At 65.6% G+C, this 13,534-nt stretch carries 10 protein-coding genes; 1 reads left to right on the forward strand and 9 read right to left on the reverse strand.

Annotated features, from left to right (window positions below; genetic code table 11):
* Window positions 1–16 precede the first annotated feature (16 nt).
* From BFD71_RS26175 to BFD71_RS26215, 9 genes are all read right to left on the reverse strand, one after another.
* Window positions 17–1,657: a Na/Pi cotransporter family protein gene (locus tag BFD71_RS26175; protein ID WP_069267225.1), complete on the reverse strand. Its 1,641-nt coding sequence runs from the start codon at window positions 1,655–1,657 to the stop codon at window positions 17–19.
* A gap of 71 nt (window positions 1,658–1,728) precedes the next feature.
* The gene (locus BFD71_RS26180) at window positions 1,729–2,526 is read right to left on the reverse strand and encodes an ABC transporter permease subunit (RefSeq protein ID WP_069267226.1); all 798 of its coding nucleotides are present in this window, start codon (window positions 2,524–2,526) and stop codon (window positions 1,729–1,731) included.
* Window positions 2,510–3,406 carry a 2-aminoethylphosphonate ABC transporter permease subunit gene (locus tag BFD71_RS26185; RefSeq protein ID WP_069267227.1) on the reverse strand — a complete coding sequence of 299 codons (897 nt, stop codon included), beginning with the start codon at window positions 3,404–3,406 and terminating at the stop codon, window positions 2,510–2,512. The genes BFD71_RS26180 and BFD71_RS26185 overlap by 17 nt, the downstream gene beginning before the upstream one ends.
* Window positions 3,399–4,553: an ABC transporter ATP-binding protein gene (locus BFD71_RS26190; protein WP_083245481.1), complete on the reverse strand. Its 1,155-nt coding sequence runs from the start codon at window positions 4,551–4,553 to the stop codon at window positions 3,399–3,401. The genes BFD71_RS26185 and BFD71_RS26190 overlap by 8 nt, the downstream gene beginning before the upstream one ends.
* The gene (locus BFD71_RS26195) at window positions 4,553–5,584 is read right to left on the reverse strand and encodes a 2-aminoethylphosphonate ABC transporter substrate-binding protein (protein ID WP_069267228.1); all 1,032 of its coding nucleotides are present in this window, start codon (window positions 5,582–5,584) and stop codon (window positions 4,553–4,555) included. Before BFD71_RS26195 ends, BFD71_RS26190 begins: the two co-directional genes overlap by 1 nt.
* An 89-nt stretch (window positions 5,585–5,673) precedes the next feature.
* A complete protein-coding gene (phnY, locus tag BFD71_RS26200; RefSeq protein WP_069267229.1) occupies window positions 5,674–7,122 on the reverse strand; it encodes a phosphonoacetaldehyde dehydrogenase in 1,449 nt (482 codons plus the stop codon).
* An 88-nt stretch (window positions 7,123–7,210) separates the two neighbouring features.
* The gene (phnA, locus tag BFD71_RS26205; RefSeq protein WP_069267230.1) at window positions 7,211–8,482 is read right to left on the reverse strand and encodes a phosphonoacetate hydrolase; all 1,272 of its coding nucleotides are present in this window, start codon (window positions 8,480–8,482) and stop codon (window positions 7,211–7,213) included.
* An 11-nt stretch (window positions 8,483–8,493) separates the two neighbouring features.
* Complete coding sequence (locus BFD71_RS26210) at window positions 8,494–9,654, reverse strand: 2-aminoethylphosphonate--pyruvate transaminase (protein ID WP_069267231.1); 1,161 nt, start codon at window positions 9,652–9,654, stop codon at window positions 8,494–8,496.
* Window positions 9,655–9,886: 232 nt separating this feature from the next.
* Window positions 9,887–10,708 carry a DeoR/GlpR family DNA-binding transcription regulator gene (locus tag BFD71_RS26215; protein WP_069267232.1) on the reverse strand — a complete coding sequence of 274 codons (822 nt, stop codon included), beginning with the start codon at window positions 10,706–10,708 and terminating at the stop codon, window positions 9,887–9,889.
* Window positions 10,709–10,999: 291 nt separating this feature from the next.
* Between BFD71_RS26215 and BFD71_RS26220 the strand changes: the two genes are divergently transcribed.
* The gene (locus BFD71_RS26220) at window positions 11,000–13,480 is read left to right on the forward strand and encodes a GcvT family protein (RefSeq protein WP_069267233.1); all 2,481 of its coding nucleotides are present in this window, start codon (window positions 11,000–11,002) and stop codon (window positions 13,478–13,480) included.
* Window positions 13,481–13,534 lie beyond the last annotated feature (54 nt).

The raw sequence follows: 13,534 nt of genomic DNA on the forward strand, positions 1-13,534 counted from the left end.
GGCGAGCGGCGCCCCCTCAAACCTGCGCCGCCGCTTCATCCGCTTTGTCGCGTTCCAGCAAGGGATAAGCGAGCGCGCAAATATGTGACTGGATGCGCACGAGATCGCGCAGCACGTCGAGATGCAGCGAACTCGAGGCCAGGCTGTCCGGCTGGCCGTCGCGCAACCGTTCGAGGTGGCGTTCGCGCGCCGATCGTTCGAGTTGCCTCAGGGCCTGCTTGTCGGCGATGAGCTGCGCGGCGGTTTGTGTGCGCCCCGACACGAGCAGGGCCTGGGCGCGGCGAAAGCTGTCGATCACCGAGTCATGCAGCATGCGCAGCTCTTCGGTGCCTTCCGCCGAAAAGCTCAGCTGCATCTTGATCTTCTTCTGTGCGATCTCGAGCAGATTCTTGTCGATGATGTCGCCGATATGCTCGAGATTGATCACGGCGGTCATGATGTCCGATGCCCAGCGCCGGTCCTCTTCGCTGAGCGGCTCGCGGGTCAGTTCGGTGACGTAGCGCTTGATCGCGTCGTGGAGCACGTCCACGGTGTCGTCACGGCTCGCGACATCGCTCACTGCGCGGCGGTCATTGGCAAGCAGCACCGGCACGCTCTCGCGCAGCATCGCCTCGACGATCTCGCTCATTCTGATCACTTCGCGCGCCGCGCACGCCAGCGCCAGCGGCGGAGACTGCAAGGCGCTTTCATCGAGGTAGCGCGGCGAGCACGCATCGTCGCCCGCAGCGGGCGAGGGCATGATGCGCTCCAGCAGACGCGCTACCGGATCGAGCAGTCCGATGAACACGACTGCGATGGCGACGTTCAGGCCAGTGTGAAAATCGGCGATCGTGCGGCTGGCGTCGCCGGGCAGCGTGTCGAGCAGGCGCGCGAGCGGCGAGCACACGGCGAGCAGCAGCACGCACACGCCGCCGCGCAGCAGCAGGTTGCCGGCGGGCAGCCTGCGGCGGCTGAGATCGTGCCCCTTCGCCGCCTCGAAGTACGGATTGAGCGCGCTCCCGACGTTCGCGCCGAGCACCATGGCGATCGCGATGTCCAGAGGCACGGTATGCAGCTTCGCGAGCGACATCACGAACAACACGACCGGAATGCTCGAATGCGCGGCCCACGTGAGCACGCACGCCAGCGCGGCGTTGAGCACGGGCTCGCCGGACAGCGCGCCGAGTACCGTACGCAGCGCGGGCGCGGTTTCCGCGGGCTGCACCGTCGAGACGAGCAGCGTGAGCGCGAGCAGCATGAGTCCGAGCCCGATCGATGCCCGGCCGATATCGCGGTTGCGCGAGCCCTTGCCCCTTTCGAACAAAGCCATGCCGATGAGCAGGCACGCGGGCGAAATCCAGCTGAGGTCGAGCGAGAACGCCTGCACGATGAGCGTCGAGCCCACGTTCGCGCCGAGCATCACGGCGAGTCCCGTCACCGCTCCCATCAGGCCGCGCGCCGCGAAGGACGACGCGATCATGCCAGTTGCCGTACTGCTCTGCAGCGCGCCGGTGATCGCGAGCCCTGCACAGAATGCGTTGAAGCGGTTGCCGAGGCTGCGCGCCATGAAGCGCCGCAGCGAGGCGCCGAACGCGCGCATGAGCCCGGACTCGACCATGTGCAGGCCCCACGTGAGCAGGGCGACACCGCCCGCGAGATGAAGCACGATCAGGATCATCCGGCGCCTCCTTTGTGTTGTTTTCGGCTACACCGCCTGCACGCCTGCCTCGATCGCCTCCTCGAGTATCATCAGCGCACCGCCGCTTTGGTCGAGACGCGCGAGAGCGCGAGCAGCACGAGGAGCGTGCCGCCTCCCAGCACCATCGTGAGGGTCGACGCATCGAAGATCGCACCACGGTCGGACAGCGCGAAGATGCCCACGGGCAGCGTGACCCAGCCAGGTGGATAGATCATCAGCGTCGCGCCCAGTTCGCCCATCGACAACGCGAAGCTCAGGCTGAACGACGCGAGCAGATACGGCGCGATGAGCGGCAGTGTCACGCGGGTCAGCTGGTAGAACGGCCGCGCGCCGAGGCTTTCGGCGACCTCGCCGTACTCCGGCGCGAGCCGCGAGAGCCCCGCCGACACATTGCCGTACGTGAACGCCGAAATCAGCAGGAAATGGGCGAGAAGCACAATCGACGCCGTGCCGTTGAGCAGGACGGGCGGCTGGCTGAACGCGACGAGCAATCCAAGCCCGATGGAAACCGACGGCACCGCGCTCGGCACGAAGAAGACGACGTCGAGCACGCGTCTCGGCATGCCCTTCATGCCGCGCAACGCGAGTGCCGCCCATGTGCCGCTCACGAGTGCCGCCGCACTGGCGAGCGCCCCGGTGAGCACGCTCACGCGCAACTGGTCGGCCGAATCCGTGTGGAACACCCGCGCGTAGTGCGCGAGCGTCAGGTGGCTCGGCAGAATGCCGTTCCACTGTCCGCTCACGCTGGCGAGCGCGATCATCGCGACCGGCAATCCATAGATCGCGGCGAATAGCAGCGCCGTCGCACTCCAGGTCGACACCTTTGCCCATTTAGCCCAAAGCAGCACGGCGACCTCCGCAAAGTGACACGACTGTCCGGTAGCAGGCGTAGAGCCCGAGCGACAGCGCGATGTTGATGACGGCAATCACGCAGGCCGTGGTGTAGTCGAACTCCTGAATCGCCTTGCCGTAGATGAGCAGCGGCAGGGTGATCACGTCTTTCGCGCCGATGAACAGCACGATGCCGAACTCGTTGACGGTCAGCAGCAGGCAGAGGCTGCCGCCCGCGAGCAGCGCGGGCAACGCGGCGGGCAGGATGATCTGCCGGATGATGCGCAGCGGCTTCGCGCCGAGACTGCTCGCCACTTCGATCTGGGCGTTGTCGATCTGCGAGAAGCAGGCAAGCAGCGGGCGCATGATGAACGGCGTATAGACCGTCACCTCGGAGAGCACGACGCCCCACTGCGTGTACAGGAAGTCGACGGGCGGCAGGTTAAGGTGGAAGAACGTCATCAACGACTGGTTCAACAGCCCTGCCGAGCCGTACACGAACGTGAAGGCGAGCGCGACGAGAAAGGTTGGCAGTGCGATGAACGTATCGATCAGCCGACCGACGAAGCGCGCGCCGGGAAACGGCACGAATGCGATCACGAGCGAGAACACGAAGCCCAGCACGAGGCAGCCCACCGACGCGCTGACCGCGATGGCGATCGTGTGATAAAGCCCGCTCAGGAACTGTCGCGAATGCAGCACGGCGGCGAAGTTCGCGAGCGTGAGCGTGTGAGTGCTGGAGTCGGCCCCGCCGCCCAGGGCCTGCAGCGCGATGAGGCCGAACGGGTAGAAGAAGATTGCCGCCAGCACCACGAGCGGCGGCGCGATCCAGAGGCCGCGCCAGCTGGCCGGGGAGCGGCCGGCCGGCGCGGGCGGCGCAATGACGAGATCAGCCATGGCCTTCGACCTCCGGTACGAGCGTGACGTCCGCGGCGTCGAAGTGAACGGACATCGCCGTGCCGGGCTCCGGCGGGCTTTCGAGCGGCGCACGCGTAAGACGTAGCGCTTCGCCGCCGACATCGAGCACGACGCTGTGCAGTTCACCAAGCCATTGCACGCTCTGCACGACGCCCGTCACGCGATTGGACGCTTCCGTGCGCGGCCTGAAGTGCAGATCGTGCGGCCGCACGCATACGTAACACGCGCTGGCGGCGGGCAGGCCGTGATGATTGCGCCCGACGATCGAAAAATCCCCGCAGCGCACCCGCGCGTAGCCGTCGGTCGTGGGCACCAGCTGCTGTGCCGGCAACACGTTCGCACGCCCGAGGAATTCCGCCGCAAAACGGTTCGGCGGATGCCGGTAGAGCCCCTGGGTCTCGCCGTGAGCGACCAGCTTGCCGTCGCGCATGATGCCGATGTGGTTCGCGAGTGTGAGCGCCTCGGTCTGATCGTGCGTCACATAAAGCACGGTCAGCGAGGGCAGGCTGCGATGCAGCTTCGCCAGCTCGTCGAGCATCGATCGCCGGATCTGCGCGTCGAGCGCGGAGAGTGGCTCGTCGAGCAGCAGCACCTGGGGCTGGATCGCGAGCGCACGCGCGATTGCCACGCGCTGCTGCTGGCCGCCGGAGAGTTCGCGCGGATAGCGCTTCGCATACTTCGACATGCCGACGAGGCCGAGGCACTCGGGCACCCGCGTGCGGATCGCGTCCGCGTCGGTGCCGCGTGCACGCAGGCCAAAGGCGACGTTGTCTTCCACGCGCATGTGCGGAAACAGCGCGTAGTTCTGCACGACCATGCCGATGTTGCGTGCATACGGTGGCAAACGCGTGACGTCGCGCGCGCCGATCACGATGCGTCCCGCGCTCGGCTGCACGAAGCCCGCGACGGCCCGCAGCGCGGTCGTCTTGCCGGAGCCCGAGGGGCCGATGAGCGCGACGATCTCGCCGGGCTTCACGGTGAGCGTGAGCGAGTCGAGAATAGTCTGGCCGCCGTACGTCACCGAGACATTCTCGAAGCCGATTCCGCTGGCGCCGTGCGCGACCGCCGTCGGCACCGCGGGGGCCTGCGGCGCAGGCCCGCGTTCCATGGTGAAGGTATTGGCCATTAGTTGCTCGAGATCGCCTGGTTGTAAGTTGCCACGTCGGACTTCAGGTCGTGCATGACCTGGTTCCAGTCGGGCTCCCAGATTTCGACGCCCTGCAGCATCGCGCTGAGCGTCTTGAAGTTGGCGTCGGTGGGATGCACGTCGGTGCGCACGGGCATGCCATAGGCGGACTTGCTCACGTCCTGCTGGGCCTCGGCGCTCAGCAGGAAGTCGATCAGCTTCTTGCCGTTGTCCGTATGCGGCGCGCCGGCGACGAGACCGATGTAGTAGGGCAGCGAGAACGTGGCGCGGCGCCCGCTCGGGCCGGCGGGGAAGAAGACCGAAATGTTCGGGTTGTCGCGCATCTGCGAGAGGTTCATCTGCAGATCGCCATTGGCGACGTAGAGTTCGCCCTTGTTCACGAGCGCCGTGAGCTTGCCCGTGGACGCCGACGGCCCGAGGTTGTTCACCTGGAGCTTGCGCAGATACGCGAAGCCGCCGTCCTTGCCGTCGAACGCGTGGAAGGTCTGCAACATCAGCGCGGTACCGTCACCGGCCTGGCCCGGCGTCGAGTACTGCACCTTCTGCTTGAACTGCGGAGCGAGCAGGTCCGTATAGGCCTTGGGCGCACTCTTGAGCACTGCGGAGTTGTAGATGAACGTGGGGTAGTTGTCGACCATGGCGACGTACAGCCCCCTGGCATCCTTGTCGCGCGCGGCGATCTTGTCGGCGCCAGCCGGAGAGTAGGGTTGCAGCAGGCCGTCGGCCGCGGCCTTCTGCATGAACGGCGGCAACGTCACGAGCACGTCGGCCTGAATATTCGACTTCTCCTTGCCGAGACGATCCACCACGCCGCTCGACCCGGCCTCGATATATTGCACCTTGATGCCCGTTGCCTTCGTGAAGGCTTCGAACTGGTTGCCGAACCAGCTGGGCGTGCCGTCGTGAAGACCGTCCGCGCTGTAGAGGGTCACGACGCCGGATTGTGCATGCACGGAGCCCGCTGCGAAGGCGAAGGCACAGGTCACCGCGGCGATCAGTTGAGTTTTCATATTCAACCTTCCTTGAGTTCGGATGCTGAAAAAAACCTCGTAGGGCCGCGCGCTGGCGGCTTGCATCGCAATCCTGCCGGATGCTGCAGTCACTCCCAGGGCATGGACCAGGTCCTGACGTTGGTGTAGCTCTTCATCGCCTCGACCATGCCTTCCTTGTAGCCGTTGCCGGAGTCCTTGATGCCGCCGAACGGCGACATTTCGGTGCGATAACCCGGCACTTCCCAGACGTTCACGGTGCCGACCTCCAGCTCGTTGACGAACTTCGTGGTGTAGTCGAGGCGGTTCGTGCAGACGCCCGAGGAGAGGCCGTAGGCGGTCGAGTTCGAGATGCGGATGACGTCTTCGATCTGGTTGGGAACCCGAATGATCGGGATGACCGGGCCGAAGGTCTCCTCGCGCACGAGTTCGCAGTCGTAAGGCACGTGATCGACGACGGTGGGGGCGTAGAGCGCGCCCTGGCGTGGGGCGCCGTAGAGCACGCGTGCGCCGTGCGCTTCGGCGTCGGCCACGCGGCGCTCGAACAGTTGCGCGGCCGCTTCGTTGATGACCGTCCCCACGTCGACACTGGGGTCCATCGGCTCGCCGCACTTGAGCTTCTTCGCGTGCACGAGCACTCGCTCGACGAAGGCATCCGCCACGCTTTCCACCACGAGAATGCGCTTGACCGCCGTGCAGCGCTGGCCGGAATTCTTGGTCGCGCCCGTCACCGCGAGCAGCGCGGCACGGTCGAGGTCGGCATCTTCCATGACGATGAGCGGGTCGTTGCCGCCCAGTTCCAGCACGGTGCGGCGGTAGCCCGCGTGCTGCGCGATGTACTTGCCCACGCGTACCGAACCGGTGAACGTAACCAGATCGCAGTGCGGGTCCGTGATCATGCTGTCACCCATCGTGCGCGGATTGCCGGTGACGACGCTCAGCATCTCGGGCGGCAGGCCCGCTTCGTAGAGCACGTCGGCGAGCGCGAGCGCGGTGAGCGGCGTGAGTTCGGTGGGCTTGAGCACCACCCGGTTGTTCGTTGCGATGGCCGGCGCGAGCTTGTGGCTCACCATGTTCAGCGGATGGTTGAACGGCGTGATGGCGGAAATCACGCCGAGCAGCGGTAGACGCGTCGTGAAGATCTTGCGGTTCTTGCCGTTCGGGCTGATGTCGCACGAGTAGACTTCACCATCGTCCTTGATCGTGAGTTGCGCGGCAAACGACCAGACATCGTAGGCGCGGCTTGCTTCGTAGAGCGAATCTTTCCAGCACAGACCCGACTCCGCTGTGATGAGGCGCGCGAAGTCCTCCTTGCGGTCGCGCAGCGCTTCGGCGGTGGTCTGGAGGATGCGCTGACGCTCGAAGCGCGTGAGGTGCGGGCGCGCGGCGTGCGCTTTGGCGAACGCTTCCTGCACGTGTTCGGGACGGCCCGCGGGCACGGTGCCGACCACTTCGTTCGTGTAGGGATTGAAGACTTCGATCACTTCGTCGGTCGAGACCTGCCGGCCGGCGATGCGCATGGACTCCTGCTTGAATGCGGGTTTGGTCATGACGTTCATCGCATACCTCGTTCTATGATCCGGTTGGGCGCGCCCCCCTCGCGGATGCGAGCGGCGGCGTGCGGGGGCCTTCGTGTTGATACGTGTGTCAAGCGGCGGCGGCTTGTGCGACGTGGTTCAGCGCGACATCGAAGATGTCGAAATTGCGCAGCGCGCGGCCCTGCGGCCAGTCGGTCTTGCGGTTGACAATGAGCGGCACGTCCTGCTCAGAGATCCCGCCATGCGAGCGCAACGGCTCGGTCAGGCCGGAAAAGTCGTGGCGCGCGGCGCTCGTGCCGAACACCTTGGCGCGCGTGCCGACCACGACGATGTCGCCGATCCGGTCGGGCGGCAGCTCGAAGCGCTCGCATGCGGCATCGCTCGTCAGGGCGAGTTCTACGCCCTCGGTGTTGCGCAGCTTGTCGAGCAGCGTGGCCGCGCCTGCCGTGTCGGTGCCCTCGGGCAGGTAGACGGTGGCGAACGAGCCGAGCGCGCCGTGGTGCGCGACGTAGGGATCGGTGATCGGCAGGATCACGCGCGCGCGACCCTTCCCGGTCCACTCGTCGAACAGATCCTGGAGGTAGAGCACGTCGGGCTCGCCATTCGCGCGGTGCTTGTCGTTCATGCCGTGGTCCGCCGTGATCGCTAGTACGCAGCCTGCGGCGTCGAGTTCGCCCACGTAGCGGTCGAACATTGCGTAGAAGTCGTTGGCTTTCGGCGCTCCAGGTGCTGCCTTGTGCTGCACGTAGTCGGTCGTCGAGAGATACATCAGGTCGGGGCGAAACGTATCGAGAAGCTTCACGCCGGCGGCGAACACGAACTCGGAGAGATCGGCGGAGTAGACGTCGGGCAGCGGCTTGCCGACGAACGCGAGCACATCGCCGAGACCGTTCTGCTCGCGTGTCGCCTGATCGGCTTTTTCGGCCGAGAACGCGATGGCGCGGCCGCTCGCGAAGTCGAGCCCCTTGCCGAGCAGCGTGCGCAGTTTGTCCTTCGCGGTGACGACCGCCACCTTCGCGCCGGCGTCGTGGAACGCCGCGAAGATCGTGGGTGCGCGCAGGAAACGCGCGTCGTTCATCATCACTTCTTCGCCGCTCGCACGGTCGTAGAAGTAGTTGCCCGCAATACCATGCACTTTAGGCGGGCGGCCCGTGAGGATCGAGAGATTGTTCGGGTTGGTGAAGCTCGGAATCACGCACTGCGCAATGCGGCTCGTGCCGGTGCGCAGCAGCTTGGCCAGATGCGGCGCGCGGCCTGCCTTGATGGCCTCCTCGATATACGCCGGCTCGGAACCGTCGAGGCAGATCACCACGACGGGCGCGGCGGGAAAGCGGTATTCGCGACCGTTCACGGCCACTGCGGTGTCATTCAGCGTGCTCATTGCATCTCCATTCAGGCTGTTTTTTCGATCTGACCGACCATGCCCATTTCCTCGAGGACTTCGCCGATCGCGGCGAGTGCGGCGCGCATTTCCTTTTCGCCGATCCGGCCAATACAGCCGATGCGGAACGAGTCGGCCACGGTCAGCTTGCCCGGATAGATCACGAAGCCGCGCGCCTTCAAACTTTCGTAGAACTGCGCAAAGACGAAGAGTGGGTCCTCGGGCATATGGAACGTGACGATGATCGGCGCCTGCAGCGCGTCCGCGAGCAGCGGCCTGAAGCCGAGCGCGCGCATGCCGTCGAGCAGGATCCGGCAGTTGTTGCGATAGCGTCCCCCGCGACCGGCTACGCCGCCTTCGGCATCGAACTCATCGAGCGCCTGGTGGAAGGCAACGATCACGTGCGTGGGCGGCGTGAAGCGATACTGGCTCGTCTTCTCCATGTTGAGCCACTGGTCGTGCAGGTCGAGCACGAGCGTGGTGGCGTTGCCCTGTGTGCGCTTGAGCGCTTCGACGCGGCAGATCACGAAGCCGAGTCCCGGGACGCCTTCGATGCACTTGTTGGACGATGCGGCGACCGCGTCGATGTGCATGGCCTGCACGTCGATGGGCAGCGCGCCGAAGGCACTCATCGAATCGACGAGATAGCCCTTGCCGTATCTGGCCGCCAGGGCGCCGATCTGCGCGATGGGGTTGAGGATGCCCGAGGTCGTCTCGCAGTGAACGGTGAACACGTGCGTGATGGACGGGTTGCTCGCCAGCAGCGCTTCGACCGCGGCGAGGTCCGGCGGCGTGTCCTCGGCCGTTTCGTGCACCACGGTCCTGCGCCCGGCGATATCGAGAATGCGCTTCGCCCGCTTGCCATAGGCGCCGTTGATCAGCACGAGGACCTCGCCGTCGGCGGGCACGAAGGTCGTGAGCATGGCCTCGACGGCGAAGGTGCCCGAACCTTGCATGGGCACCGTCGCCCAGTCGTCCGAACCGTTCGCTATCCTGACGAGTCGCGTGAGCACTGAGCGGTTGATTGCGATGAAGTTCGCATCGCGCGAGCCCCAGTCGTGAACCATTGCCGCTTTGACGGTGCGCGAGGTGGTGAGTGGACCGGGCGTAAGGAGCAGCGGATCGCCGGTTTCTGAAGCTGCAGGGGAGGAAGCCGTGGAAGATGCCGTCATGGGGTGTCTCCGTGAAGGTCTGTTCTGACTGTCTGACTGCGTGTTGAAGTCACTTTAGGCCGCGCAACAAAAACAGTCAATACGCCACTATTTGCCACAACACCAGGGGATACGCGGATGCGTTGCCAGCGATTGCGTCAGATGCGGCGCGGCAAGCGGCAGCGCGACCCGGCACTACGTGCGCGCAGAGGAACGATGTGGAGAGGGATGGGCAAGCGCCCGTGTGTGCGGCTCAGCGCTCGCCGCGCGCGACGATCACTCGCCACTGCTGCAGTTCGAACGCACGAGCGATACGCGGGGGCGGCGGCGCATCGACGACGACGCCTGCGATGTGCGGCACGGGCGTGATCCGCACGGGCGTGCCGTGCTCGAACTTGGTGTGGTCGGCGAGCACGTAGACCGCCTTGCCGGCGTTCATCATCAGATGCCGCTGCTCGGCGGCGAGCCGCGAGTAATCGGTGAATTCGCCCTCCGGTGAGATGCCGCTCACGCCGAGAAAAACAAGGTCGACGCGATAGTGGGCGAGCGCGGTCATCGTCTCGATGCCGAATGCCGCTTCGTCGTTCGGCTCGATGTCGCCACCGAGCACGATCACTTTCACGCCGGGCGCGCGGCACAGGAGCAGGCCGATCGGCAGGCTGTTGGTGATGACGGTGAGGTCGCTGTGGTTCGTGAGCGCAGCGGCGAGGCCCAGCGTGGTGGAGCCCGAATCGAGCAGCACGACCATGCCGTCGGCGACGAGCTGCGCCGCCGCGGCGCCGATGGCTGCCTTGCCCGCTGCGTTCGCCGCTTCGCGCGTGGCAAGCGACGGTTCGTCGACCGCGCGCTTCGCCGCGCCGCCGTGGACGAGACTCAGGCGGCCCTGTTCCGCGAGCGCCTTGAGGTCACGACGGATCGTTTCGCGCGAGACGCCGAGCGTCATGCTCATGTCGGCGACACTCACTGAGCCGCTCGCATCGAGGCTTTGCAGAATGTAGTCGGTGCGTCCGACGGCGAGACGGCGGTTCAGCGGCATGGGTGGAGCAAGGGGTGGGGCGGCGCGGTCATCTGGCATGGTGTTGCCTTTCAGGAAAGGAAAGCGCGGCGGTGCCCGTGAACTGGACGCACGAGGATAAGCCACAAAATACCACAAATTGCCGAGCGATTCGTTCCTCTCGAAGAGGGGGTGAATCGTCGTTGTATTTTGGCGGGTGCGCGATGCCACGCCGCCCAGACCAGGCAAATATCCCCCATCAAGCGCGCCCGTCTTGTGGCAAATTGAGTTGTTTTGTGTGGCATCTTGTTGCATTATTTGGCCTGGTAGCTGTCCTCGCAACGCATTTCACTCCGCATCGAGGCCCACCCTATGCCTACCCCTGTCCCTGCGCATGCGCGCGTCGTGATCATCGGCGGCGGTATCGTCGGCTGCTCCGTGGCTTACCATCTCGCGAAACTCGGTTGGAGCGACATCGTGCTGCTCGAACAGGGCGTGCTCTCGTGCGGTACGACGTGGCACGCGGCGGGTCTGGTCGGCCAGTTGCGCGCGCAGCACAGCATGACGAAGCTCATTCGCTATTCCACGGCCCTTTATGCCGAACTCGAGGCCGAAACGGGGCTGGCCACCGGCTGGAAGCAATGCGGGTCGCTCTCGGTGGCGCGCACGCCGGAGCGGATGACCCAACTGAAACGCACGGCCGCGTCGGCGCGCGCCTATGGCGTGACCTGCGACGTCATCGGGCCGCGGGAGGCGGGCGAGTTGTGGCCAGTGATGCGCGCCGACGACCTGCTTGGCGCAGTCTGGCTCCCGGGTGACGGCAAGGCGAATCCGACTGACCTGACGCAATCGCTCGCGCGCGGCGCGCGCATGCGTGGCGCCCGCGTGGTCGAGAACACGCGAATCACCGCCGTGCACACGGCCGCCACGCGCGCGGGGCGAGTCGTCACCGGAGTCACGTGGCGCAACAAGGACGGCGACGAAGGCACGTTGCAGGCAGATCTCGTCGTGAACTGCGCGGGGCAGTGGGCGAAGGCGATCGGCCGGCTGGCCGGCGTCACGGTGCCCCTGCATTCGGCGGAGCACTATTACATCGTGACCGAGCGCATCGCGGGCGTGCGTCCCGATTTGCCCGTCATGCGCGACCCCGACGGCTTCATCTACTTCAAGGAGGAAGTGGGCGGCCTCGTAATGGGCGGCTTCGAGCCCAATGCGAAGCCGTGGGGTATGAACGGGATTCCGGAGAACTTCGAGTTTCAGCTGCTGCCCGACGACTGGGATCAGTTCGAAGTGCTGATGGAAAATGCATTGCAGCGCGTGCCGGCGCTTGAAACCGCGCAGGTTCGCCAGTTCTACAACGGGCCGGAATCGTTCACGCCGGACAACAATTTCATTCTCGGTGAGGCGCCCGAGTTGCGCGGCTTCTTCGTGGGCGCGGGTTTCAACTCGATGGGCATCGCCTCGGCGGGCGGCGCCGGCATGGCGCTCGCCGAGTGGATCGTGGCCGGCGAGCCGACCATGGATCTCTGGCCCGTGGACATACGCCGCTTTGCGCGCTTCAACGGCAACGACACCTGGCTGCACGACCGCGTCAAGGAAACACTAGGCCTGCACTATGCGATGCCCTGGCCAAATCGGGAACTCGACACGGCGCGGCCATTCCGTCGCTCGCCGCTCCATGCGCTGCTCGCCGCCGATGGCGCCTGCTTTGGCAGCAAGATGGGCTGGGAGCGCGCGAACTTCTTCGCGCCAAAGCCCGTCGAGGCGCGCATCGAGTACGCGTTCGGCCAGCAGAACTGGTTGCCGTGGAGCGGCGCGGAGCACCGCGCCTGCCGCGAACGCGTCGCGCTGTTCGACATGACGTCGTTTGCCAAGCTGCTCGTCAAGGGGCGTGACGCGGAAGCTGTCCTGCAGGGCATCGTCGCCAATGACGTAGCCGTGCCGGTCGGCACCACGATCTATTCCGGTATCCTGAACGATCGCGGCGCTTACGAGTCGGACGTCACGCTCACGCGCCTGGCGGAAGACCAGTATCTCGTCGTCACAGGCTCCGCGCAGGCGACGCGTGACTTCGACTACATCGAGAAGGCGATTGGGCACGAGCGGCACTGCGTGCTCGTCGACGTCACCAGCCAGTACGCGGTGCTTGCCGTGATGGGGCCGCACTCGCGGGCACTGCTGCAAAGTGTTTCGAAAGCAGACTGGAGCCCCGCGGCGTTCCCGTTTGGTCAAAGCCGCGAGGTCGATATCGGTTACGCGACCGTGCGCGCAACGCGCGTGTCCTACGTCGGCGAACTGGGCTGGGAGCTATACGTTCCCGTCGAATTCGCCGTAGGCGTCTACGAGACGCTTCATGCGGCGGGCGAAGCGTACGGCCTTGTGAATGCGGGCTACTACGCGATCGAGTCGTTGCGCCTCGAGAAGGGCTACCGCGCGTGGGGCCGCGAACTCTCGCCCGAGCACAATCCCTTCGAAGCCGGGCTCGCATTTGCATGCAAGCTCGACAAGGACATCGCCTTTCGCGGTCGCGACGCACTTCTGCGGCTGCGCGACCAGCCCTTGCAGCGTCGGCTCGCCGTCTTCAGCGCCGACGGCGCAAGCGATCGCATGCTATGGGGCGGCGAGGGCATTCTGCGCGACGGCAAGCCGGTCGGCTCGGTAACGTCGGCCGCCTTCGGCCACACGCTCGGTTGTCCGGTTGCCATGGGCTATCTCTCGCGCCTGGACGGGCCTGTCGATGCCGCGTGGCTCGCCCAGGGGCGCTATATGATCGACGTGGCGGGAGAGCCGATTCCGGCGACGCTGCATCTGCAAGCGCCATACGACCCGTGCTCGTTGCGCACGAAGAGTTGACTGAGTCATTGCGGGCAACTGAAGGGCTGCACGCGAGCGGGTCAACGGCATCGT

The sequence above is a fragment of the Paraburkholderia nodosa genome (assembly GCF_001718195.1).
In the GTDB taxonomy this organism is placed as follows: domain Bacteria; phylum Pseudomonadota; class Gammaproteobacteria; order Burkholderiales; family Burkholderiaceae; genus Paraburkholderia; species Paraburkholderia nodosa_A.

Coding starts and splice junctions, on each gene's coding strand:
- BFD71_RS26175 (WP_069267225.1), bottom strand. CDS start 1,657: ATGATCCTGATCGTGCTTCATCTCGCGGGCGGTGTCGCCCTGCTCACG.
- BFD71_RS26185 (WP_069267227.1), bottom strand. CDS start 3,406: ATGGCTGATCTCGTCATTGCGCCGCCCGCGCCGGCCGGCCGCTCCCCG.
- BFD71_RS26190 (WP_083245481.1), bottom strand. CDS start 4,553: ATGGCCAATACCTTCACCATGGAACGCGGGCCTGCGCCGCAGGCCCCC.
- BFD71_RS26195 (WP_069267228.1), bottom strand. CDS start 5,584: ATGAAAACTCAACTGATCGCCGCGGTGACCTGTGCCTTCGCCTTCGCA.
- phnY (WP_069267229.1), bottom strand. CDS start 7,122: ATGAACGTCATGACCAAACCCGCATTCAAGCAGGAGTCCATGCGCATC.
- phnA (WP_069267230.1), bottom strand. CDS start 8,482: ATGAGCACGCTGAATGACACCGCAGTGGCCGTGAACGGTCGCGAATAC.
- BFD71_RS26210 (WP_069267231.1), bottom strand. CDS start 9,654: ATGACGGCATCTTCCACGGCTTCCTCCCCTGCAGCTTCAGAAACCGGC.
- BFD71_RS26215 (WP_069267232.1), bottom strand. CDS start 10,708: ATGCCAGATGACCGCGCCGCCCCACCCCTTGCTCCACCCATGCCGCTG.
- BFD71_RS26220 (WP_069267233.1), top strand. CDS start 11,000: ATGCCTACCCCTGTCCCTGCGCATGCGCGCGTCGTGATCATCGGCGGC.